Raw genomic sequence first — 22,161 nt, 5'->3', positions numbered from 1 at the left:
CAAGAAGGGGCTTCGGAGGTGTACCTCGACGGCCGGCTGCTGGCCCGCTTCGGCCGGGTGGGCACTACCGGGCCCACCACGGTGAGCTACCGGCCCTGCTTCCGCCTGGTGCCGTTGCCGGTGGGAGTCCCGGGCCCGCACGTGCTGGCCATTCGCTACGCCAAGTTTGCCCCTTGGCCGCCGGAGTACGGCGGGTTTTTCGTGTGGGCCGGCACCGCCGACCAGTTGCTGGTCGCCGACCTCGGCGAGCTGCGGCTTCGCTCGCTAAACCTCATCAGCATTGCGGCCCTGGGGATGCTGGGGCTGCTGCACTGGTTTTTGTACCTCTTCTACCGGCCCCAGCGGGCCAATCTCTACTACAGCCTATACCTGGCCGCGATGGTCCTCATCGGGGTCGCTGCGTATGCGCTCGCCTTCCCCGAATACGCGTCCAATGCCTGGGGATTTCGGGGCTTTATGGTGGGGAGCTGGCTGAGTATGCTCGGGCTGCTGGCGTTCGTGTACTTCGTGTGCTGTGGGACCGTGCCGTGGCTGCGGCTGCGGTGGGGGGCGGTGGCGGGGACAGGCCTGAGCGTAGCGTTTTTTGTGCACCCTTTCCCGCTGGCCTGGCCCGCCCTATACGGCTTGTTTCTGGCGGGGACGCTGGAGGTACTGCGGGTACTGGGCGGGGCCATCCGGCGGCGGCAACCGGGCCTCTGGGTCATCGGGCTGGGGGTGGTGCTCTCGATTGCCGTGTACCTGTTTGCGGGCAGCAACCTGGCCAACATATACTGGGGCGGGCACGACGTGGCCCAGCAACTCACCATCAACCTGGGATTTCTGTTGTTGCCCATCTGCACTTCATTTTATCTGGCCCGTGAGTTTGCCACCACCCGCCGCGGCCTGGAAACGCAGTTGCTACAGGTGGAACATCTCTCGGCCCAAACCCTGGCCCTGGAGACCGAGCGCCGCCAGCTCGTGAGTGCCCAGAACGAGCGCCTCGAAGCCACCGTGCAGGCCCGCACCGAGGAAATCAGCCACCAAAACCACACCCTGGCCGCCCAGCGCGACGAGATAAGCGCCCAGGCCGACCGCCTCCGGGCCCTGGACCAGGAGAAGACGCGCTTCTTCACCAACGTCACCCACGAGTTCCGCACCCCGCTCACGCTCATACTCGGGCCGGCCGCCCAAATCGTGGTCGACACCCGCGAGCCGGCCACCCGCCAGCAGGCCCAGCTGGTGGAGCGCAACGCCCAGCGCCTGCTGCACCTCATCAACCAGCTCCTCGACCTGAGCCGCCTCGAAGCCGGCCAGCAGGCCTTGTGCCTCGCCCCGGGCGAGGCGGTGGGCTTCGTGCGCGGGCTGGTGGGCGGGTTCGAGTCGCTGGCCGGGCAGCGCGGCATCGCGTATTCGTTCGAAGCCGACCCGCCGACGCTGACCGCCCGGTTTGACGCCGACAAGCTGGAAAAAGTGGTGGTCAACCTGCTCTCCAACGCTTTCAAGTTCACGCCCAGCGCCGGCGAGGTAGCCGTGGGCCTGCGCGTGGCCGGGGCCCCCGATGCCCCCGGCTGGCTGGAGCTGACGGTGCGCGACACCGGCCGCGGCATTGCCCCGGAACAACTACCGCACGTGTTCGACCGCTTTTACCAGGCCGATGCCTCCGACACCCGCGCGCACGAAGGCACCGGCATTGGCCTGGCCCTGACCAAAGAGCTGGTGGAGCTGCACGGCGGCACCATCGCACTGGCCAGCGCGCCGGGCTGCGGCACCACCGCCACCGTGCGCCTGCCGCTGCTGCCCGCCGCCGAAGCCGCGCCGGTACCCGGGGCCGGGGTCCCGACGCTTTGGCCACTGGCCGCCGAAGCTGGCCCCGGAGCCCCCGAGCCGGCGCTGCCGGGGGCCCCAGAGCGGCCCTTAGTCCTGCTCATCGAAGACAACGCCGATATGCGGGAGTACCTGCGCACCGTGCTGGCCCCCGACTATCAGCTGCTCGAAGCCGAAAACGGCGAAGCCGGCGTGGCCCTGGCCGGCGAGCACCTGCCCGACCTCGTGCTCACCGATGCCATGATGCCCCTCCTGGACGGCTACGGCGTGTGCCGGGCCCTGAAGCACAACGAGCGCACCAGCCACATCCCGGTGGTGCTGCTCACGGCCAAGGCCGACCTGCCCAGCCGGCTCCAGGGCCTCGACACGGGTGCCGACGCCTACCTCACCAAACCCTTCCGGCGCGAGGAGCTGCTGGCCCAGCTGCGCAACCTCGTGCGGGGCCGCCAGCAGCTTCAGGCCGCCTACCGCCGCGCCCTGGCCGAAGCCCCTGCGCCCGGCCCGCCCACCATGGAAGAGGCCTTTCTGGCCCGGGTGCGGCAAGCCGTGGAGCAGGCCCTCGACGACGAAACCCTCGACGTGGAAACCCTGGCCCGCACGCTGGCCCTGAGCCGCACCCAGCTGCACCGCAAGCTCAAGGCCCTCACCGGCCAGGCCCCCGGCGACCTCATCCGCCTCGTGCGCCTCACCCGGGCCCACGCGCTGCTGGCCAGCGGCACGGCCACCGTGGCCGAAGTAGCCTATCAGGTAGGCTACGGCAACCCGGCCAACTTCTCCACCAGCTTCTCGCGCCACTTCGGCTACGCCCCCAGTGAAATACGGCGCCGGGCGTCCATTGTCTTGTCCGAAAATTGAACCCCTCGCGGCTGTTGCAGAACCCGTGACCGGCGAGACTACCGGTTCGTAGAGAAAGGATGCAAGGCAAGAAGCCGTTTCCCGACCAAGCGGGGACCCGCTTTCGGCTCTCTGAGCGGGTGCCGCCTCACAATCTGTACCGCCGGCTGGCCGAGCTGGTGGACTGAACGTTTCTCCAGGACGAAAACCTGGTCAGCGACCGCCGCCGCCTTGAGCACTGTGCGCTTCGGCTGGACATTCTCTTCTTTTTGGGCTACGAAGTGGCCGAGGAGCTGCCCTGGCACTCGACGGTGAGCCGCGCCCGGCAGCTCTGCCCGGCAGTCGTCTTTGAGCGCCTGTTCGACCACGGCTTTGCCCAGTGCGTGGCCCACGGCCTGGTGGCCTGGCCGGCGACACCCAGGCCGTGGACTCGGCCCCGGTCAAGGCCAACGCGCCCCTTGATGGCTTGCGGAAAAAGCAGCCCACTGGCATAAGCGGCCCGTTCTGGCCACGGCCAAGCGCGCCGCCCACTCGACCGTCCCGGGCGCCGAGCACCCCAATGCCCACTTGCTGAGCAATAAGACTTCCTTATAATCCCACCGACCCGGACGCGCGCATCTTGGGGTGGTCCAGTAAACACCGGCTATCTGGTGGTTCTGCCAGCCCGTTCGGACCGGCTGGACTGAACGAGCAAAGCCGCCCTTTTCTGCCCCAGCAACGATGCCACTCACTTGTTACTGTTTGAGCAGGTGCTTGATAATTTTCAGGTTGTTGTTGCGCACGATGACCAGGTAAGCACCAGCGGGCAGATGGCTCAGCTCCAGCTCGTGCGCTTTGCCGCCGTCCAGGGCCTGGGTTTGCACCACGCGGCCCGTCATATCCAGTAGCGTTACATCGTAGGTAGCCACGGGCAGGCTGGTCAGGTCCAGCGTGGTGTGCGTCTGGGCCGGGTTGGGGTAAAGCCCCGGGATTTCCGGCGCAAAGACCAGCGCGCGCACCGGGCTATACGTCGCCTTGCCGTTGGAATCAAGCTGCTGAAGGCGGTAATACACCGTGCCCGGGTGCTGCCGGCCCACGCCGGCATCGACGTAGGCGTACTGGTGCGCTTGGGTGGTAGTACCGGTACCGGGCACGAAGTCCAGGCGCCCGAAGCGCGTGCCGTCGAGGGAGCGTTCCACCTGAAAGCCGGCGTTGTCCAGCTCCTGCGCCGTGGCCCAGCTCAGCTGGGCGTCAGTCCCGGCTGCTTTTGCCTCAAATCGCGTAAGCTCCACCGGCAGTGGGTAGTCGCCGATGCGCAGGGACACGGTTTGAGTGGTGACGCCGCCATTGGCATCGACGGTGGTGAAGCTGACCGGATAGGTGCCGCTCACGAGCAGGCTGCGGTCGAGCACGCGCACCTGCCCACTGCCGGGGTCCAGCTCCAGGCCGGCCGGCAGGGCACTGCCGGCCGTGGCGGTGCGCACGCCGTTGTCGGCCACGGCCGCCGCGGCGGTGTAAGCCCCGCTGTTGGCATCGAAGAAATTCCCGACGATGTCGCCGTCCTGATAAGGATTAGCGCCGCCTTTGAGGGGCGTAGCGGTATACACGGCGGCCATGTCCTGCCCAACGGCAATGGTGTAGGGCGCCGGGGCCGAAACCGCACCCTGATTATCAGTGGTTGTGAATGCGAAGGAAGCGTTGCCGACAAAGCCGGTGGCGGGGTCGAAGGTGAGGTTGGCCGCGTTGCCGTTGCTTATCACCTGGTTCGTTGTCACCGCCGCCCCGTTGAGGGCGAGCACCCCGGCCGCCGGGTCCGGCAGCGCCGTGATGGTGAACGAAGCCACGCTACCGTCGGCATCGAACCCCTTGAGGGCCGTGAGGACGAGCGGGCCGGCGGTGTTGCCTTCCGGCGTTTGCAGCAGGTTGGCCACCGTGTTGGCCAGCGGCGGCTGGTTGGTCAGGGCCGTGGGCAGGGTCGCGGTGTTGTCGCTGGTGGTGCCTGCGCTTTCTGCCGTGCCGCTGGCCACCGTGCCCGCCACAACCGAGGCGGTGGTAGGAAACAAAAAGGCCAGGGTGTTGGTGACGGCCCCGGCCGGCCCCACGGCCTGCGTGGCGATAGTGGCGAAAGTGACAAGGCCCGAAGCCGCGTCGTAGGTGCCGCCGCCCGAAAGCGTGACGGCGCCCAGGCCGGTGGGCAGCTGCACGGTTTGCATCACGGCGCTGGCCGGCGAGGGGCCGTTGTTCAGGGTGGTTACCGCGTAGGTGGTCAGGGCGCCGGGCAGCGCCGTGGCCGGGCCGCTCACGCGGGTCGCCACGTCGGCCACTGGGTTGATGTTCACGCTCACTACCTGGGTGTTGTTGGCCGGCTGCGCGTCCGAAAAATTACCGTTGATGGCCGCCGTAGCCACCAGTGGGTCTTTGCCGGGGTTGTTCACGGTCACGGTGTAGGTGAGGGTGCTGTTGGCCGGCTGGCCGTTGGCCGGCGGGAACGTTACGGCCCCGCTGGCGGCGTCGTAGGTGCCGCCGCCCGACACCACCACGCCGCTCATGCCGCCGGGCAGGCTCACCTGGGCTTGCATATCGGCCGCCGTGCCCGTGGCATTGGCGTTGGTGGCCGTCAGGGTCAGCACCACGGGCTGGCCGGCTTGCTGCACCGTGCGGTCGGCCACTAGCGTGACCTGGAAATCTGTCTGGATGGGGGTAATGGGCGAGAGCGGCAGGTAGATGGTCATCGCGTTGTTGGTCAGATCGATGTCGTTGGTCGCAGTCGGAATATCGGCGGCGGCCGAGGCCCCTACCAGGGGCCGCTCCGGCGAAATCACGGTGATGGTGTTCGTGACCACGCCCGTCACGCCCACCGCCTGGTTGGTGATGGCTGGGAAGGTGACGATGCCGGTGTTGATGTTGTACACCCCGCCGCCGCTGGCCACAACGTTGAGGCCGGTGGCGATGCGCACGCTGGTATTCACCATGGCCGCCGGGGCCGGGCCGTTGTTCGTCGTCGAAACGGCGAACACCACTGGGTTGCCCACAATCCCGCTGGCCGGGCCGGTAATGGCAATGGCCACATCCGCGTTCCACTTGATGAGCGTGCTCGCCACCGACGAGTTGTTCGTGGTCGTCGCATCGGGCGTGCTGCTGGTCACGGTCGCCTGGCTCACTACCACGCGCGGGTTGTTGGCATCGGTCGACTGGTAGGCCGGGGCCACGTAGCCGTAGCTGTAGGTCCGCTGCTCGCCCACGGCCAGGGCGGCCACGGCCGGCCAGGTAAGGAGGCCGGTGGCCGGGGCGTAGCTGCCGCCGCCCGTCGCCGTCACCGTCCCCGGCGCCAAGCCGGCCGGGAGGCTCACCGTTTGCACCACGTTGGTGGCGGGCACCGGGCCGTTGTTGATGGTATTCACCGTGAAAGCGATGACCTGCGTGGCCGAAGCCACGGCCGGCCCGATAAGGACGGTGGCCACATCGGCCCGGCTGGTGATGTCCACGATGCGCGTGGCCAGGTTGTCGGCCGGCACGGGGTCGGCAGTGGTCGCCGTCGTGCTGGCTACTGCCACCAGCGGGCCGGCGGCCGGGGCCGTCAGCGTCACGGTATTGGTGGCGGTGCTGCCGCTGGCCAGGCTAACCAGCGCCGGGAAGGTCACGACGCCCGTGCTGGCGTCGTAGGTGCCGCCGCCCGAAATGTCGCCGCTGGCAATGCTCAGGCCGGGGCGGAGCGACAGCTGTTGCCCCACGTTCTGGGCCGGGCCGGGACCATTGTTGCCGGTAAGGACGGTGAGGGTGGCCAAAGCGCCGGGGGCCACGTTCTTGCTCGAAATATCGAGCGTGTTGTACACGTTGGCCCGTGGGTCGGTGGGCGCAACGGCCACGGCGCTGGTCGTGCCGGTGGTGGCCGTGTTATTGGCCGTGGCCCCGGCTTCGGCCGTGGCGGTGCTCACGCCCGCCGTGGCCGTGAAGCCGCTCGTGGGCATCGGAAAGCTCACCGTGTTGTTGAGCGTGGCCGCGCTGGCCAGCACCGCTACGGCCGGGAATGTGACCACTCCGGTGGACGTATTGTAGGTGCCCTGGTTGGAAGCAAACACCCCGGTTGGCGCCAAGCCGCTGGGCAGCTGCGCGGTTTGCACCACGCCGGCCGCCGGCGACGGCCCGTTGTTGGCCGTAATCAACGTATAGGTAACCAGGTTGCCGACGGCCGACGCACCAGGGCCGCTGATACTGGTGGCCACGTCCGCGATGGGCGTGACGTCCATCGTGGCCGTGGCTTCGTTGTTGCCGAAGATGCCCGCCGATGCCAGGCCACTGCCCGTAGTCATGTTGCCGCTGATAAAGACCGGGCCGATGGCCGGGGCCAGAAACGTGATGGTTGAGGGGGCCGTGCTGCCACTGACCATCGTAGCGATGGGGTAAGCGACGATGCCCGTGGCGGGGTCGCAGGTGCCGCCCCCGGTGACGGACACGATGCTGAGCCCCGGCATGAGCTGGGCCGAGCGCACGGCGTTGACGGCATCGCCGGGCCCGAAGTTGCGGAAGTTAAGGGTAAACGACACCGGCTGCCCAGGCTCAGCCGTGGGGGCCGATGCCGTAATGCCATCGGTTGCCACATCACCCGTTGAGTTGCTGGTAATGGCGAAGGAGAACGTATCGGGGGCCGTGGGGGCCCCGGTGCCGCCGCCGGCGTCTTCCTGCGAAGTCGTGGTGATGTGAGTAACGATGGCCGTGCTGCCGCCCGTATTCGACGCCGTGTAAATAATTCGGAACACGCTGACGGCGCGGCTATTCCACGTCGTCAGGTTGCCAAAGTCGATGATTAGGGTACCGCTGTCGTAGGTAGCGCCCTGGGCCGTGAGGGCCGCGAGCTGCGTCGTGGTCAGCGTCGAGCCGGGGGGCAGGGTCACCGTGCGCGTCACGTTAAGGGCCGCCGCCGGGCCGTTGTTGGCAAACAGCACCCCGTAGGTGCCCGAGGGCCGACCGGTGGTAGACGTGCCCAGGCCAAAAATGACGCCCACAACGTCGGCGTAGCCGGTAATGGCGGTGGTGGCCACGCTGGTGTTGTTGGTCGTCACCGACTCGCCCGACGTGGTGGTAATGCTCGCGGTAGCCACCACCGACGTCGTGCCGGGCGCGGTGTAGGAGAGGTTGAACTGGCTGCTGGCCCCGGCACTCAGCGGCGACACGCCGGGGTAAACGATGGTCACGTCGCCGGTCAGGGCATTGGGGGTGATGCTGGTGCTGCCCGGGGCCACCACGTTGGTGACCACGTTACCGGCCGCGTTGCTGCCCGACGACAGGGTGACGGTGCGCGTCACGCCGCTGGCAGCAGCCCCGCCGTTGTTGGCGAACACAGCCGCTACGTTCACCGTCTGGGCGGCTGCGGCCTGGGCGGGGGCCGTTATAGCAGCCGTCACGTCAATGTCGCAGCTAATGCCCGCCGTGCTGCCCGCAATGCGGTTGTTGATTTGGTTGTTGGCGATGCCGGGCAGGCCCGCCGCCGCTCCATAGGCGCTGCCGGCCGAAGTGCCGAAGGTGCCGTTGGCCACTACCGCACTGGCCGTGGCCGCGTTGGAAAGGATGATGCCGCCGCCGCCGCCGCCCCCGGGACCCTCGGCCACCGTCGCCGAATTGCTGCCGCCGTTGCCCCCGCTGGCCGTCAGGTTCAGCGTGCCCAGGCTGCCCGGGTTGTTGGCCGTGAGCAGGATGGAGCCGCCGCCGCCGCCGCCGCCGCCGCTGCCGTCGGCTACCACGGCGTTGCTGGCCGCCGCGCCGTTGGCCAGCAAGGTGCCGATGCCCGCCACCGAGCCGGTGCGCACCAGCAAGATGCCGCCGCCGGCCGCGCCGCTGCTGGCGTAGCCGGTAAAGCCGGTCGAGCCCGAGCCCCCGTTGGTGGAGCCCGCGCCGCCGCCGCCGCCCAGTATCAGGCGGCTGGTGCTGGGGGCCAGGAAGCTGGCCCCCGGCTCGCCGCCCACGGCCAGGTTGCTGCTGAAGGTGTTGCCGCCCCGGCCGCCGCGCGCGCCGTTGCCGCCGCCGCCGCCGCCCGAGTTCTGGTTGTTGATGCTGGTGGCATCGGTGCCGCCGCCGCCGGCGTTGCCGGGGGCGCCGCGCGCCGCGCTGCCGCTGGGGTAGCCTTCCACGTTGGTGTCCAGCAGGGCGGTGCCCGTGTTCACATAGCGCGGGGTGCCGGCGATGCCCTCGCCTTTCATGCCGTGGGCACCCACGGTGGTGGTGCCGGTGGCCGGGGCCAGGTTGCGGTAGTCGGTGCCGGTGACGCCGGCGATGCCGTTGAGCTTCTGGCCGGCCCCGCCGCGAAAGCCTTTGCCTGAGGCATCGAGCCGGGCGCCGGCCGCGAAGGTGAGCTGGCCGGTCACGTCCAGGGCCAGAATGCCGCCGGTGCTGCCGTCCCAGGCGCTGGGGGCCACCGTGCCGCTCACCGTTAGGTTGTCGTACTGCGGAATGCGCACCACCTGAAAGCGGCGCTGGCCGGCCGCACTCGTCGCATCGGCGTTTTGGTAGCCGTTTTTCAGGCCCGTCGTAATTGTCACGGTGCCGCCGCCCAGGGGGACGGCGGCGGCGGCCACCACGTATTCGTAGAGGCCCGCCGTGAAGTTGGCGTTGTTTAAATTGCTGGTGGCCAGGCCGCCCGCCACGCCGTCGCCGTAAGAGTCGGAATTCGTGAAATTAATGTCCGCGCCCTGCATTTGAATGACGAGCAGCAGGTCGCCGGTCGCGATGGGCACGGTGCCCACGCCGGAGCCCACCACCAGGGACGTCGCGCCCACGGCCAGCGTCTGGTTGGTGGCCGGGAAGTAAGTGTTGGGGTTGGCGGTGAGGGTGGGCGAGCCGTCGCGGCCGGGGGTGGCGCAGGCACTGGGCGCGCCGGCCGGCCCAATGGCCGTAATCGTGACGGTGAGCACGGCGGCCGGGGCGCTGCCGTTGTTGTTGGCCGGGGCCGGGTCGGCGGTGGCAGCCGTGTTGGCGGCCGTTAGCGTAAAGCTGGGCGGGGCGAGCTGCGCCACTAGCGTCATAGAACTCACCACCGTAGCGCCGTTTGTGAGCGACGGGAGGGCCGTAAACGTGACCACGCCCGTGCTGGGGTCGTAGCTGCCGTTAGTGACGGTGATACTGCTGAACGGGGGCTTGCTGGACAGCGTAAGGGTAGGCACCACGCCGGTGGCGGTGGCCGGGCCGTTGTTGGTGGTGGTCACGGTATAGCTCTTCGTCTGGCCTTCCACGCCGGAGGGCGTGCCGCCAACAGTCGAAACCAGGTCGGCTCCCGCCGTGACGGGGATGAAGTACGTGGCAGTATTCGAGGCGGTATTCGTGTCGTCGGTGGCTTTGTAGGTGAAGCTGGCACTGCCGGCAAACGTGCCGTTCGGAACAAATGACAGCTGGTAGCCCGGCACTGCGGGCGTGGCCGACGTGGGCACCGTGATAACCTGGTTCAGCGTAGCCGCTGCGCCGTTCACATACAGCGTGCCCTGCGCGGCGGTGGGCAGCGACAGGATGGTGTAGGACCCGAGCGCCGTGTTGCCGGCCGAGGCGTCGGGGTCGCTGGCATTGAAGGAGGCCATCGCCGTCTGGCTCGTGGTGCTGCTCAGAATGGCGGGCGCGTTGGTGACGTCGCTGGCCACCGGGGCGCGGTTCTGGACCGTGGTGATGGTGGACGTATTATTGCCGGCCACCGGGTCGTCGGCCGTCGAGACAAAGCTGGCCGTGGCCGTGACGGCGCCCGTGGCCGGCATCCGGTAGGTGATGGACTGCCCCACCGAAGCCCCGGCGGCCAGGTTGCCGATAACCGGCAGCGTGAGCACGCCGGTCGACGAGTTGTAGCTGCCGATGGTCACGTTGGTCAGGCCCGTGGGCAGCTGCACCACGGGCGCGATGGTGGTTACCAGGTCGTTGCCCACGTTGAGGGTGGTGACCGTGCCGGTGACGATGGTGCTGGCCTGGGCGCGCACGGGGGCGGCCAGGGTGATTTGCACGTCGGCCTGGGCGCACCACGCGAAGGAAGGAAACACGATGCCTTGCAGGGCCGGGTTCGCTTGCGTCGACGTGTTGCGATAGGTCAGCACCAGCCGCGTGATGGCCGAGGGAAACGTGGCGATGATGTTGCTGGAAGCCAGGCCGGCGCTGGCCCCCGTACCGGTGAAGGTGTTGTTACCATTGCTGCCATTATTGCTGTAGCTGTTGGTAATGCCCGCGGTAACGTTGGTGCTGGGAATGGCCACGAGGGCGTTGCTGGCATCGTAGCCCTGAATGACCAGCTGGTCGATAAAGCCCGGCCCGGTGTCGATATCCCCCGCCGTCAGGGTGAAGTTGCTCACGGCCCGGCTGAAGGAGAACGTGAGGGTGGCCGTGGCCGGCGCGCTGGCGCTGTAGTCTTCCAGCCAGGTCAGGCCTCTGCCCGGCAGCCCCGCCTGCTCCGCGATGGCCAACGAGTTGGTGGTCCCCGCAGAGGCAGTGTAGCCGGAAGTGGTGACGGTAACCCCCCCGACGCTCACCGTGCGGGGCACCTTCCAGTCCTCGCCGTCGGGGCGGGCATAATAGTCCAGCAGGTTGGCTTGGCCTGCACCCGCGCCGCACACCGCCATGCTCACCGGAATGCCGTAGGTGACGGCTACCGAGCTGGTGCCGGTGTTGTCTTTGGCCAGGTACTGAAACAAGGCCGTGCCGAAGTAGCCCGCCGCCGGGTCAAACGTCAGGTTGCCGGCATCGGCGGCGGCAATCACCGTGGATGTCGTAACCGTTGTTGTGCCGTTGATGCGCAGCACCCCCGCCGCGCTGGGTGGCAGCACCGTAACAGTATAGGAGGCAATGGAGCCGCCCGTGTTGGCACTGGTGGCCGCCAGGGGCACGGCCAGCGGCGTGTTGCCGTAGCTATTAAGCAGAATCTGCGAAGTGCGCGCATTCGCCACCGGTGCGGCCAGCACCTGCGCCGGCCCCTTGCGCTCCGCGACGGTCCCACTTGGGCGGGCGGCTGAAATCCGAGCCCCAGCCGGTACCCGAGCGGTGCCGCCGGCTTCGGCCTTCGCCAGTGGCCCGGCCAGCAGCCACAGCAGGGCAAGTCCGGGAAGCGCGACCCGCCTGCCCGCCCGCTTCCCTGTAGTTGACAATGGGATGTCGGACGAAGAGCGGCTGCCCCGGGCAGCAGCGCGGGTGGCTTGTAAGATTATGGCCATATTTAGTTCTGGGTGCACCGATGGTGATTGTACATGGGTCGGGCGTTCCGTTTGGCCGGCACCACGCCAAGGCAATGCCAGAATTTATAAGGAAATTATTTTGCTGATAATCAATCTATTATGATTGATTATTATTTATGCAGCCTCGATTTTAGAACGCCATTCCAGAAAGCAGAATGCCCCTGCCCGATAGCGGGCCGTTCCGCGATGAGCCGGCCGGGCGGGACAGGCTGCTCAATTCCGGGGTGGGAGAGGGGAAGAATACTCTTCGGGTCCAGTTGGGAGGGTGGGGAAAGTCCTGCGCCCCCGCCGGAATGTCCTGTTGCTGGCTGGCCTGCCTAAACCACCTCCCACGGTCTGTTTTAGCTGGACCACCACATAGGCGGACCAACAGGTGCTGGTAACATTCACGCCTACATTTCGCCCACCGGCTACGAAAAGCACGAAAGCGTGCCGACCTGCAACTACCTCGCGGTGCACGCCCACGGCCGGGTGCGGCGGCTGGAGGGCGAAGCCGACACCGAAAAGACCCTGCGGTACCTGGTGGCAACCTACGAGCCGGCCAACCGGACGCAATGGGACCCGCTGCCTGAGCAGTGCACAGGCGGCCTGCTGCGCGCCATCGTGGCCTTCGAAACCGCGCTAGCCGACGTGCAAGGGGAAAAAAGCGAAGCCAGAATCGCTCCGCCGCCGGGCGCGAGCACAGCTACGAACTGGCGTTACGCAGTTGGCGGGATGTTACTTCCGTTTAGCGTGATTGTGGAGGCCTGCACGCTGGATTGGTACACGGATTAGCTGCTGGGTTCAACGGGTCCGACGACGGCCACCGGCTTGTCGCGCCTGGTAGGGGGCCTTGAGTCACGACCATATCCCGCGCTGGCTGAGCTGCGCCGCGTGGGGCTCAGCCGACAGTTGGCGGCCAGCCAGGCCGCTGATTCGGCAGGCCGAAGCACAGCGCAAGGCCGAAGCACAGCGCAAGGCCGAGGGATACGCGGTGCTCATTAGTAGAAAAAAACTGTGTACCAGAGAGTAAACGACTATGGACTGTAAGTCCATGGGTTTGCTTCCCGAATGAAATTCGGTGGTTTCGGCTGAAGCCGACTGAAAGAAGCCCACTGCAAGTGGGGGATTTCAGAATAAAATTCTCGTCCCCATTGAGTTGGTCTTTGCTCACCACCCCTTTTAAAATGCATACATCCAGCGCATTACACGTCTGGCGCAGCAAGTCCCGGCCGCGCAGTTGCACGTCGCTGGTCAGCACATGGTAGCAATATTTCGTGCTCCACACCAGATGCACTTCCAGTTTGTGAACCGAATGGCTTCCTGTTCGCTGCTTTATCCCACAAAGCTACCAAACGCCTAAAGGTGAGTAGCAACTAAAGTCTTGCCCTGAAGGGCATAGCGTTAGCTAGCGTGCTTGAAAAGTAAAAACGGACAGTGCGCTAAGGCAGGGTGGGTTTCAGGCCGTGTTCAAATTGATGGGGCGAGCGGTCGCCGAGGGCAGAGTGGCGGCGGAGCTCGGCGCGCAGGCGGTTGATTTCGTCCCGCTCGGCGCTGCCGGGCACGGTTTGTTCCAGCGCTGAGCGCTGCCAACGGCCGAGCAAAGCGGGCGCACTGCCCTGGGCGCGGGCCACTCCGGTTTGCCGGGCCCCGGCCGCCACCTGGCGCCCGCACTCAGCTTTGAACGCGGGCGGGTATTTCTTGCGGGTAGCGGGCAACCCGCCTGGATTCAGTTTTTCAGTCATGGGCAGTGGAAGGTAAGACTTCGCACTGTCCCTTTCAGCTAGACCACCTCAGTGCCGCCATTGCTTAATAGGTACTAACAAGGTGCACCTTATGCCCTCAATACTCAATATAAGTCCTTGAACTGTCCATGCTCACCCGCCCACTTCAGCCCCGCAAAAAGAAGTCCCGGCGAACTGCCGGGACTTCTTTTCAAGACTGCTGACAGACCCGCCTTGCAGGCCCGGGCGCGTTACATTTTGGACTTCATCTTGCCCATTTTACCGTCGTGCATCATCTTGCCCCCGTGCATCATGGTGCCGTCCATGGCCATCATGTCGCCTTCTTTCATTTTCATGGTAGTGCCGTCCTTCATCTTGCAGGTACCGTCCTTCATACACATGCTGCCGTCGGTCATGGTCATGTCTTCGGTCATGGCCATCATTTTGCCGTCTTTCATCATCATCATCTTGCCGTTCTTCATCATGGTGCCGTCGTGCATCATTTTGCCGTCGTGCATCATGCCTTTCGACTTCATTTTGCCGCTTTGCATGGGGGCGGTCTGGGCTTGGGCAAAGGAATAAACGAAGGCCAGGGCCAGAGTGGGGAGGGTTTTCAAGAGGATATTCATGGGAGTGGGGAGTGGGTTGGGGAAGTGCGGCGGCCCGCACTGAGCGCGCTTGGCCTACAGTATTGAAACGAGAGCCTTAGCCGGAAGTTGTCACGAAAAGGTCACGTTTTCAAGCTATTTTATTGGTTATAGTTATTTTACGGTGCCACCGGCGGGGATTGGGGCTCGGTGGGCGCGGTGTCGGCAAAGCCCAGGGCGGGGCAGTTGACGATGAAGTTGGCCGAGCCGAGCTTGCCGCCGCCGGGACTGAGCACCAGGCCCCGGGCCGCCAGCTGCTGCACTGTATTCCCATCGGTTTGCACGAAGTTTTCGCCCTTCGCCACCACTTCGTCGCTCCACATGGCCAGGTTCAGGTCCCAGAGCGGCGAGTACAGCTCCCGCTGGGTTTTGTCGGTCAGGGTGGGAAAGCTGCCCAGGATGTTGTGCGAGTCGCCCAGCTTGCGCAACGATTCCAGCAGGGCCGGGTTTTGCAGGCTGAGCTGGCCGGGCGGGTTGTCGAGGGTGACGTGCATCAGGCCCTGGGCCTTGGGGTCGTTGGCCCCCAGCTTGCCGTTGATGAAGGTGAAGATGTCGCTACGGGCTCCGATAACGTCTTGGTTGGCAAAGGGAATGGTGGCAATTGCGGGCACAAAGGTGCCGCGCTCCAGGGTGGCCGACAGCGCCCCGGTCGAGCCGAAGGAAAAGTAGAACACGTCCTTGCCAAACGCAAAAGCCCGGATGAACTGCAAATCGACGGTCATGGCCTGCGTGTCGATGGCAATGACCCGGTCGTGGGTGTTGGTGTGGGCCGGGCTCACGTCGAACGGCCCATTGCCCACGGCAATGATGGGCGCATTATACACCACGGTGCTGCCCTGCACCCGCACCAGGTCGCTGTAGCCGGCCCCGGCCACCGAGCCCGGCTGCGCCGCCAGCGGCGGAAAGCCCGTGGGGCTGGGTGTATAAATGCGCATGGGCGTAAAATCGACCGTCCCGGCAAACTCCACCGCCGCCCGGCCCGGCACCGGGTCGGGCGATTGCAGCGTTTGCACGCACGCCGGGCAGCCCTGGTCGGCGTTGGCCAGCCGGGGCGCAAAGTTGAGGCCCAGCTGGGTGGCCAGGCCGGCATCCGACACGTCGGTGCGCACAAACCAGACCGTCGTGCCGTTGTAGGTGCCCCGGAACAAGGGCAGGCGGGCCACGTTGCGGTCGAGGTCCACCTGCACCACGCTGCTCAGGGTGAATTTACTGCGGGCGAGCAGCCCGGAGAGCGGCGGAATGCCGGTCAGGTGCTCGGTGGGCCGGGCAAACTGGTCGGGCGCGGCAGCATCATCGTTGCTGTCCTTGCACCCAACCAGGGTGGAGGACGCCAGCAGGCCCAGCGCCACGAACAGCGACGGGGCGAATAAGGAGCGTTTCATACGTTTGGGCAGGAAAGTGAAGTCGAAGCAAACAACTGCCTCTTCTTCTCAAAACGGCCTCATCCAAACGCAGTTATCACAGAATCATCACGTTTTAGATCTGAATTGCAGCGCATTGCCTGGCTTAGTACTCCTCGGCCCGGTACACGGGCAGCGAAAAGGCGAAGCACGTGCCCTCGCCTTCGATGCTGCGCACGGTCAGCTCGCCGCCGTGCAGCGCCACGATGCGGCGGGCAATGGCCAGGCCCAGGCCCAGCCCCGGCTGCTGGCTGGTGCGCACCCGCGGGGCGCGGTAGAACCGGTCAAACACGAACGGCAGGTCGGCGGCGGCAATGCCCCGGCCCGAGTCGCTGACTTCCACGCCCAGGCGCCGGGAGCCCGCGGCGGGTAGGAGCCGGACCCACACCTGCCCCCCGGCGGGCGTGTGGAGCAGGGCGTTGTCGAGCAGGTTTTGCAGCACCCGTTCCAGCAGGCCCGCGTCGGCACACACCATGGGCAGGTAGACCGCGCCCGCTGCGCCCCAGTCCGGGTGCAGGTGCAGGTTCGCGGCCTGTGCCTGGGGGGCCAGCTTGAGCAGCACGTCCTGCACCAGCTCGGCCAGGGACAGGGGCTCAGGGTGCGGCAGGGCCTGCTGGCCTTCCAGCTTGCTCAGCTCAAACAGCTCCGACACCATGCGCTTGAGGTGGCGGGTGTTCGTCAGGATGGTGCCCGCGTAGCGCTGCCGCTCCTCGTCGGCGAGGTGGTACGGCGGGTGCAGAATGGTTTCGGCGTAGCCCTCGATGCTGGTCAGCGGCGTGCGCAGGTCGTGCGAAATGTTGGCCATCACCTCCCGGCGCAGGGCGTCGGCGCGGTGCAGGGCCCCCACGGCCTGCTCGGTGCGGGCGGCCATGTCGTTGAACGCCTCGGCCAGGTTGCTCAGCTCGTCGTGGCCCCGGATGCCCGTGACGCGGGCGCTGTAGTCGCCATGCTGCAGGCACCGCACGGCCTGCGCCAGCCGGTCCAGGTTGCGGGTGAGCAAGGCAATCAGCAGCAGACCAACCAGCAGCACGGCCAGCCCGGCCACGGCCAGCGTGCGCAGCAGCACCTGCAGAATGTGGCTCCGGCGCAGGTCGGCCGGCGGGGGCGCGGCCGGGTCGCCGGCAAGCGTGATGTAGAGGTAGTGCGGCCCGCTGGCCGTGTGCAGCAGCGCCGCCGAAAAGGGTTGCGGCTGGCCGGGGTGGCGGGGGTCGGTTCCGAAGATGGGTAGGGGCTGCCGGCCCGCCAGCAGCGCCCGCACCGGCTCCAGCGGCACCTGGGTGAGCCGCACCTCCGCAGGCTTGGCGGAGGCGTTGAGGATGCGGCCGGTCCGGATGTCCAAAAAGTACAGCTTGATGTAGGGATTGACCGTCATCGCCGCGTCGAAGAGCTTGCGCACCGCGGCGGCCGACAGCTCGTGGGTGCCCTCGTTGAGGTGCAGGGCGGCGGCCACCGAAGCAGCCAGGCCACGGTTGCGGCGCTGCAAGTCCTCGGCCACGTAGCGGTCTGCCAACTGTGAGAGCAGCGCCACGTAAAGACCGCCCACGGCCAGCAGCAAAACCAGCAGCAGCACCGACAGCCGCAGCTGCAACCTTCCAGGACGCCAGGGACTGCTCATATAGGTGGTACGGCGGGGCTTGCCAGTAGTTGTCTGGCCTGAGCGCCAGCAGGATAAGCGAAAAGGGCACGGGCGGTGCCGCCAGCTAGTGAACGACAGGCTGCACCGCTACACCGGGGCTCAGCTGCTCAGCGCGTCGGTGAACTGGTAGCCCACGCCCCACACGGTGAGAATGTGTTCGGGCCGGGCCGGGTCGCGCTCAATTTTGACGCGCAGGCGGTTGATGTGGGAGTTGACCGTATGCTCATAGCCTGCGTAGGACGTGCCCCATACCTGCTCCAGCAGCTGCGTGCGGGTGTAGGCGCGGCCGGGATGGCGCATGAAGAGCGCCAGCAAATCAAATTCCTTGGCCGTGAGCGCCACCACCTGCTCGCGCAGCAGCACGCGGTGCAGCACAGTGTCGAGCACCAACGGGCCATGCGTGAGACGGGTGGCCGGCCCGGCGGCTCCGGCAAAGCCCGGCTGCTGCTCGGGGGCGAAGCGCCGCAGCCGGGCTTTGACCCGCGCCATCAGCTCGCGCACGCTGAAGGGCTTGGTCACGTAGTCGTCGGCGCCCAGGTCCAGGGCCAGCACCTTGTCAATCTCCTCGTCGCGGCTGGTGAGCATGATGATGGGCGTGCGCACGCCCCGCTCGCGCAGGCGGCGGCACACCTCAATGCCGTCGAGGCCGGGCAGCAGGATGTCAAGGATGATGATTTCGTAGTGATTGTCGGTGGCCAGGCGCAGTCCTTCCAGCCCATCGGCGGCCCAGTCGGCGGCGCAGTCCAGCTGCCGCAGGTTCACCTGCACCAACAGGGCAATGTCGGGGTCGTCTTCAATTACAAGCGAACAGGTGGTCATAGCAAGGGGGCGTTAGGGGCCGGGCAAAGACAATGCCGCGCTGGCGGCCGGTAGGGTAGCAGGCGGGCGAACCCGGTTTCCGACGGGTAGTTTCCGCGCCCGTTCACAAGGACTAAACGTAAGAACGGACGCCGGGTGCACCAGCGGCAACGTACTACAGGGGGCCAGGCGAACACCGGGCGGCCCAAACCCCTCGCGAAGCACGGAGCAGAGTACCGCACAGGCAGCCAACGACAAGCCCTTGGCGTGCCTGGATATGGTGCTCATGGACAGGCGATTAAGTAGGCAGCAAACACCGTAAGCCCGGCATCATCCGTCGCCGGTCCCCCTGCGTTCACGGCAACGGCCGACCGGGCACCGCTAGCTAAACCACTCAGGGAGGAGCAAAGGGGATAAGGAGTTAATCAACAGCGTCGTAATCAATACAGCACGTGCTGCCCCAAACCCGTTCCTGCGGGACCCTAACAGCCGACAAATGTAACCCGGTCAAAGGCGGTGGCAGCGGGGGAACCCAACCGTTAAAAACCTGGTAGCTCAGGATTTGGTCGCGCCGGGCGCAGGCCTGCAGGTGAACGGCAATAATTGGGTCCCGTTCAGCACGTCCATTCCGTGGTCAATTACGACTTTTGAACCAACCTGTTAACCACGGCTATTCCTCAACGGCCGGCGTGCAGCTGGTAGCCGGTGGTTCTGGAAAAGGTGCTGGGCAAAGTGCGCTGCCCCGAAGGCCGGCGGCTGGGGTGGCAGGAAGCCGTGGTAGCTGATAGCAGGAGCGAAGCGTGATTTTAGCCCTCCGCTGCTACAAGAAGTCCAGCACCTGCGTTGCCGCCCATTGCCCGGACTCAATGGCCCCATCCAGCCGGCCCCATTCGCTAAGTGAACGTTTCGGCCCCAGCCCAGTAGAGCCGGCCCTCCCAGGAGTGCTGGCGCAGCTGGGACGGACCCTGCATGGGAATCTGGTCGGGAAACTGCTCATCGCCGGGAATACTGGTCAGCGGCTCCCGGCTCCAGTCCAGCTCGTGGTGGGCCAGTGAACACAGGGCGGCCGGTCCGAACAACCGGCCCAGCGGCTGCACCACGGCCGCCGGCGGTTGCGCGAGCGGCGCATTCCGCAGCGGGTGCATCGGCGCGACGAAGCCGAATAAAGCACCCGGCGGACCGGTAGCAGGGGAGGCATCGTGGATTTCCCCAATGGCCCCCGCCTTCATAGAATGGCCCATTCAGGTGGGTGCTTCCCGCATTGCCTGCTGCAGCGCCGCCGGTAATCCCGGCGTGAAGTACAGGCGGTGCGCCGCCAGGCGCGGGGGCAGGGCCACGACGACGGCCGAACCCCGGTAAGTGTGCCCCCTCGTGCTGGACCTCGGCCGTGACATCCGCGTGGCCGGCCGGGGCGTGCAGCCGCGTTACCCGCGCATTAAGCAGCACACTGCCCGCCAGCAGCGGCCGGGGCAGCGTACGGCAAAAATCCAGCAGATAGGGGTGGTGCGACCACCCCCAGGTGGCACCCAGGTCCAGTCCTTCCACTTCCGCAGCGCGGGGCAGCGCGGGGCAGCGCGGGGATGGCCAGGGTGCGCCCGCCCACCCGGTCCCGGGCTTCGAGTACCAGCACCGGGCAGCCGGCCGCGTGCAGGGCCCGGGCCGGTTACTGATTTGTTGAGATGCCTGCCGGGATGCGAAATTCCGGCTACGCATCCGGCCCGCCTGCTTCCAGCAGCAACACCCGCAACCCGTGCCGCCCGGTGAGCCGGGCCGCCACGGCCCCGCCCACCGAGCCCGTGGCGAATCTCACCCCAGGTAGTGCCTGAGCTGGGCGGCGGCGTGGTAAAACAGCGATTTGGTTGCCGGCACCTTGGCCAGCCCGTTGAGCAGGCCGAAGTCGTGAATCATGCCGTTGTAGCGGATGGTGGTGGCCTCCACGCCGGCTTCGCTCAGCTTGCGGCCGTAAGCCTCACCCTCGTCGCGCAGGATGTCGTTTTCGTCCACCTGAATCAGGGCCGGCGGCAAGCCCCGCAGCTGCTCCACGGTGGCCTGTAGCGGCGAGGCGTGGATATTTTTACGCTGGGCGGGGTCCTTAATGTACATGTCGTACATCCATTTCATGGTGGCGGTGGTCAGGTAACGGTCGGTGGAGTACTGGCGGTAGGAGGCGGTGTTGAAACCAGCGTCCACGATGGGCCACATCATAATTTGCAGCTTGATGCGCGGGCCGCCTTTCTCCTTGGCCTGCAGGCAGGTCACGGCCGTCATGTTGCCGCCCACGCTGTTGCCCACCACGGCCAGGTTCTGGCCGTCCACGTGGATTTCGGCCCCGTGCGCGGCCACCCACTTCGTGGCGGCGTATATTTCGTTGATGGCGGTGGGAAACGCCGCGTCGGGCGTCCGGGTGTAGTTCACGAACACGGCCGCGTAGCCGGTGAGCACCACCAGGTCGCGCACCATGCGCTCGTGGGTGGGGAAGTCGCCCAGCACCCAGCCCCCGCCGTGGATGAACATAAATACGGGCAAGGTCTTGGTGACGCCGGCCGGGCGCACGAGGTTCAGCCGCACGGTGTGGCCATCTTGGGTAATCGTCTTTTCACTTACGTCAATGCCCGACAAGTCGACTTTGACGGACTTCTGGGCATCGACCAGCGCCTGCCGGGCTTTGGCGGGCGTCAGGGTCTCCAGGCCGGGGCCGCCCGTGTTCAGGCCTTTGAGAAAGGCGCGCACCTTCGGGTCCAGGTGCGGGTCGGTGGCCCAGTCGTGCGCTTGGCGGGGGGCTTCTGGAAAGGCTGCTTCGTCCCAAAGCATGGTATTGGGGGATGGAAAGCCGGATGCCGCAAATGTCAGAAATGGCAGTCCGCCAGCCAGCAGGCCGGTCGCGCCGATAAACTGGCGGCGGTTCAAGGAGTGGGGGTCGGTTGGCATGATTATACTCGGCTAAACAGTAAAGAAAAAATTTACAGCAAACCAGTTGGACCGCGACAAGACCTGTGAGGTGATGCGGTGGGCGCGCAAACGGAAGTGCCCGCCGGGCCGTTGAGCCCTTGGCCGGCAGTACGCCAGATGCGCTCAGATGCAGGGTATCAGCATACTGCAAACTTACCCGCTACTCCGGGGCAGCGAAATGGACAAGTGTCACCATATCATGGATAAATGCCTTTTTTGGAATAAGCGGTGCGGGCAGTGCCTGAAAAAGGCGGCTACCCGCATGAGGTGGTCTGGTCAGGCAGGAGAGCAATGGGTGATATTGGCAAGTCGTTGTTCGTGAAATTGATACGGCTTCTGATGGCCAATGCTGGAGTGTCGGCGCTCGTGGTTGTAACAGTCAAAATAGGTAGCGACGTTGGCGTGCGCATCGGCAAAGATGGGCCAGTGGCGGGCTTCGGGTTCCTCGGTTTTGAGGCGCAACCAGCGGCTTTCGGCCTGCGCATTGTCGTCGCATTCGCCGCGTCGGCTGTCCGGGAGCTTGGCCTGGGCGTCGCGCAACGGGGCTTTGTAGGCCTTGTCCCGTATTGTCCGCCGCGGTCGGAATGGGCGACGAGGCGGGGGGCGGGCCGTTGGGCCAGCAGGGCCTGCTGCAAGACGCTGGCGACCATGGTTTTGGGCATATCGGCGCGTACCTGCCAGCCCACTACTTGTTTTGTGCAGGCATCCTACAAAGGCCCACAAGTAGGCCCAGGCCCCGCTAGCCAGCGGCAGGTAAGTGATGTCGCTCACCCACGTCCGGGTGGCCCGGGTGGGACGCGGCTGGTCGAACAGCAAGTTGGGGCGCAGCGCTGCCCGTGAGTCGAATCGGTGGTGCGCGGGGTAAAGGCCCTGGACTGCAGCGCCTGCCGCCCGTGGCGCCGCCGCCCGGCCCGCAGGCCCTGGTGGCCCACCCGGTGCCCCCGTTCCCGTAGCTCGACCCGGAGCCGGCGCGGCCCGTAGCGGTGTTTGTGGTCATCAAATACGGCCACCATCTCCGTTTACCAGGCTAGCGCGACCGTCTCCATGCCCCCGGCTGCCTGCGTATGCCCCCAGGCATAGTAGCGGCTGAGCACCACGCCCAGTACCCGGCAAAGCTGCTAAACAGAGTAAAATGGCCGCTGCTGGTCCATGAATGCCAGTTCGCTCATGGCGCCGGGGATGCGAGAGCCTGCGCTTAGAGGGTATAGGGTAAAAGGATAA

At 66.2% G+C, this 22,161-nt stretch carries 13 protein-coding genes and 2 pseudogenes; 4 read left to right on the top strand and 11 right to left on the bottom strand.

All coding sequences use genetic code 11. The features are described 5' to 3' along the window. On the top strand, positions 1 to 2,658 hold a 2,658-nt coding region (locus J4G38_RS26235), incomplete at its 5' end, for an ATP-binding protein (RefSeq protein ID WP_226163897.1). Between the two features lie 188 nt (positions 2,659 to 2,846). Beyond that, the gene (locus tag J4G38_RS29310) at positions 2,847 to 3,131 is read left to right on the top strand and encodes a transposase (protein WP_210521836.1); all 285 of its coding nucleotides are present in this window, start codon (positions 2,847 to 2,849) and stop codon (positions 3,129 to 3,131) included. A gap of 240 nt (positions 3,132 to 3,371) precedes the next feature. Here J4G38_RS29310 and J4G38_RS26225 read toward each other — a convergent pair whose 3' ends face one another. Then, positions 3,372 to 11,786, bottom strand: coding sequence for a T9SS type A sorting domain-containing protein (locus J4G38_RS26225; RefSeq protein ID WP_226163895.1), 8,415 nt, complete (start codon positions 11,784 to 11,786; stop codon positions 3,372 to 3,374). A gap of 366 nt (positions 11,787 to 12,152) precedes the next feature. Between J4G38_RS26225 and J4G38_RS26220 the strand changes: the two genes are divergently transcribed. Both J4G38_RS26220 and J4G38_RS29375 read left to right on the top strand, forming a co-directional pair. Continuing rightward, a complete protein-coding gene (locus tag J4G38_RS26220; RefSeq protein ID WP_210521837.1) occupies positions 12,153 to 12,581 on the top strand; it encodes an FMN-binding negative transcriptional regulator in 429 nt (142 codons plus the stop codon). Continuing rightward, positions 12,582 to 12,789, top strand: a pseudogene (locus J4G38_RS29375) (IS701 family transposase); the annotation flags it as partial. A 150-nt stretch (positions 12,790 to 12,939) separates the two neighbouring features. On the opposite strand, the pseudogene J4G38_RS29370 reads toward J4G38_RS29375, so the two are convergent. The 10 genes and pseudogenes from J4G38_RS29370 to J4G38_RS26170 form a co-directional block, all read right to left on the bottom strand. Further along, a pseudogene (locus tag J4G38_RS29370) lies at positions 12,940 to 13,125 on the bottom strand (transposase); the annotation flags it as partial. 103 nt (positions 13,126 to 13,228) lie between these two features. Continuing rightward, positions 13,229 to 13,531, bottom strand: a complete 303-nt coding sequence (locus J4G38_RS26210; RefSeq protein WP_210521828.1) for a transposase — start codon at positions 13,529 to 13,531, stop codon at positions 13,229 to 13,231. A gap of 230 nt (positions 13,532 to 13,761) precedes the next feature. Further along, positions 13,762 to 14,139 (bottom strand): DUF6799 domain-containing protein, encoded by a 378-nt coding sequence (locus J4G38_RS26205; RefSeq protein ID WP_210521829.1) that lies wholly within the window; start codon positions 14,137 to 14,139, stop codon positions 13,762 to 13,764. Positions 14,140 to 14,276: 137 nt separating this feature from the next. Then, on the bottom strand, positions 14,277 to 15,539 hold the full coding sequence (locus J4G38_RS26200; protein ID WP_210521830.1) for a DUF7482 domain-containing protein: 1,263 nt from the start codon (positions 15,537 to 15,539) through the stop codon (positions 14,277 to 14,279). Positions 15,540 to 15,663: 124 nt separating this feature from the next. Next, on the bottom strand, positions 15,664 to 17,172 hold the full coding sequence (locus tag J4G38_RS26195; RefSeq protein WP_210521831.1) for a sensor histidine kinase: 1,509 nt from the start codon (positions 17,170 to 17,172) through the stop codon (positions 15,664 to 15,666). Positions 17,173 to 17,292: 120 nt separating this feature from the next. Next, positions 17,293 to 18,012 (bottom strand): response regulator transcription factor, encoded by a 720-nt coding sequence (locus J4G38_RS26190; RefSeq protein ID WP_210521832.1) that lies wholly within the window; start codon positions 18,010 to 18,012, stop codon positions 17,293 to 17,295. An 872-nt stretch (positions 18,013 to 18,884) separates the two neighbouring features. Then, a complete protein-coding gene (locus J4G38_RS26185; protein ID WP_210521833.1) occupies positions 18,885 to 19,232 on the bottom strand; it encodes a flavin monoamine oxidase family protein in 348 nt (115 codons plus the stop codon). Between the two features lie 194 nt (positions 19,233 to 19,426). Beyond that, positions 19,427 to 19,642, bottom strand: a complete 216-nt coding sequence (locus J4G38_RS29300; protein WP_226163899.1) for an FAD-dependent oxidoreductase — start codon at positions 19,640 to 19,642, stop codon at positions 19,427 to 19,429. Positions 19,643 to 19,797: 155 nt separating this feature from the next. Further along, a complete protein-coding gene (locus tag J4G38_RS26175; RefSeq protein ID WP_210521838.1) occupies positions 19,798 to 20,802 on the bottom strand; it encodes an alpha/beta hydrolase in 1,005 nt (334 codons plus the stop codon). A 414-nt stretch (positions 20,803 to 21,216) separates the two neighbouring features. Next, the gene (locus J4G38_RS26170; RefSeq protein WP_210521835.1) at positions 21,217 to 21,480 is read right to left on the bottom strand and encodes an integrase core domain-containing protein; all 264 of its coding nucleotides are present in this window, start codon (positions 21,478 to 21,480) and stop codon (positions 21,217 to 21,219) included. Positions 21,481 to 22,161: the final 681 nt, after the last annotated feature.

The sequence above is a fragment of the Hymenobacter terricola genome, assembly GCF_017921975.2.
In the GTDB taxonomy this organism is placed as follows: Bacteria; Bacteroidota; Bacteroidia; order Cytophagales; family Hymenobacteraceae; genus Hymenobacter; species Hymenobacter terricola.
Note: the sequence above shows the minus strand (reverse complement) of the source record. Positions and strands in the feature narration are given on the sequence as shown.

Bases quoted from the DNA above. Each gene is read 5' to 3' on its own strand.
- J4G38_RS26225 (WP_226163895.1), bottom strand. From the start codon at position 11,786: ATGGCCATAATCTTACAAGCCACCCGCGCTGCTGCCCGGGGCAGCCGC.
- J4G38_RS26210 (WP_210521828.1), bottom strand. From the start codon at position 13,531: ATGACTGAAAAACTGAATCCAGGCGGGTTGCCCGCTACCCGCAAGAAA.
- J4G38_RS26205 (WP_210521829.1), bottom strand. From the start codon at position 14,139: ATGAATATCCTCTTGAAAACCCTCCCCACTCTGGCCCTGGCCTTCGTT.
- J4G38_RS26200 (WP_210521830.1), bottom strand. From the start codon at position 15,539: ATGAAACGCTCCTTATTCGCCCCGTCGCTGTTCGTGGCGCTGGGCCTG.
- J4G38_RS26195 (WP_210521831.1), bottom strand. From the start codon at position 17,172: ATGAGCAGTCCCTGGCGTCCTGGAAGGTTGCAGCTGCGGCTGTCGGTG.
- J4G38_RS26190 (WP_210521832.1), bottom strand. From the start codon at position 18,012: ATGACCACCTGTTCGCTTGTAATTGAAGACGACCCCGACATTGCCCTG.
- J4G38_RS26185 (WP_210521833.1), bottom strand. From the start codon at position 19,232: ATGGGCCATTCTATGAAGGCGGGGGCCATTGGGGAAATCCACGATGCC.
- J4G38_RS26175 (WP_210521838.1), bottom strand. From the start codon at position 20,802: ATGCTTTGGGACGAAGCAGCCTTTCCAGAAGCCCCCCGCCAAGCGCAC.